At 66.3% G+C, this 956-nt stretch carries 2 protein-coding genes; one reads left to right on the forward strand and one right to left on the reverse strand.

All coding sequences use genetic code 11. From position 1 onward, the window contains the following. Positions 1 to 469, reverse strand: a 469-nt coding sequence (locus BST27_RS30500) for an ATP-binding protein (RefSeq protein ID WP_249025750.1), incomplete at its 3' end; no start/stop codon positions are given. Between the two features lie 381 nt (positions 470 to 850). Between BST27_RS30500 and BST27_RS35180 the strand changes: the two genes are divergently transcribed. Beyond that, a partial coding sequence (locus BST27_RS35180; protein ID WP_139805503.1) for a PE domain-containing protein occupies positions 851 to 956 on the forward strand: 106 nt, incomplete at its 3' end.

The following is a 956-nucleotide window of genomic DNA, read 5'->3' on the forward strand; positions in this document are numbered from 1 at the left end:
GTCGGCGTGCGGCGAAGGCTACGACGGCGCGGCTGGGGGAGTCCAGCCATTGCAGATCGTCGATGGCTACCAGCACCGGTGATTGTTGAGCCAACAGGCGCAGGACCGACAGGAATGCCGCGGCGGCCGCGTGTTCGTCGGTGTCCGGGCCGTCGTGGCCGCGCAGCAGCACCCGGTCGAGGGCAACACGCTGCACCGGGGGGAGTTGGTCGAACAGAGCGGGCTCGAGGGTGGCGAGCAGGTCGGCCAGGGCCGCGTACGACAGCTTGGCTTCGGCGGCCGATGCCCTAGCGGTGAGCACGCAAAAGCTCGACTCGGTAGCACGGCGGATGGTCTCCAACCACACCGTGGTCTTGCCGATCCCCGCTGCACCCTCGAACACCAGTCCAGCCGGGCCGCCTTCGATGCGGGCCAAGAACTTCGATGACTCGCGAGACTCAGCCTCCCGAATCGTCGAAAGGTTGCCCACGCGCGGGATTTTCGCAGTTCATGGTGGCCTACCGCACCATATTCATAGCATTTTCATAGAACCCTGTTGGGGTGCATGAGTGACATCCGCGAGGGGGCCCAAGGGTGCGGGACGCGAACGCGGTGTGCGGGCGCAGACGATCGCGATCCTGGCACCCGGGGGCATGGGAGCGGGAGGGGACGTGAAATCTCACTCGGTCGTGCGCCGGGTGGTTCCCGCGTCTTGATCGGGTCTCAACTCCAGGGAAATCCCTGTATCGGTGCGGGGTTGTGCGCCTTACTGTTCGACCAGTTCGTCGACCACGGGACGGTTGCGCCCACTGTGGCCGAGGTGCTTTCAGTCTCGTCGTTCGACGGGTCTGCCTGGGGAAGGGGGCCGGTGATGTCCTATCTGGTGGCGGTGCCGGAGTTGGTGACGGCGGCGGCGACACAGGTGGCGGGTATTGGCTCGTCGTTGAGCGCAGCCAATGCGGCGGCGGCGGTGCCGA

It is taken from the genome of Mycobacterium intermedium, from assembly GCF_002086275.1.
Taxonomy (GTDB): Bacteria; Actinomycetota; Actinomycetes; order Mycobacteriales; family Mycobacteriaceae; genus Mycobacterium; species Mycobacterium intermedium.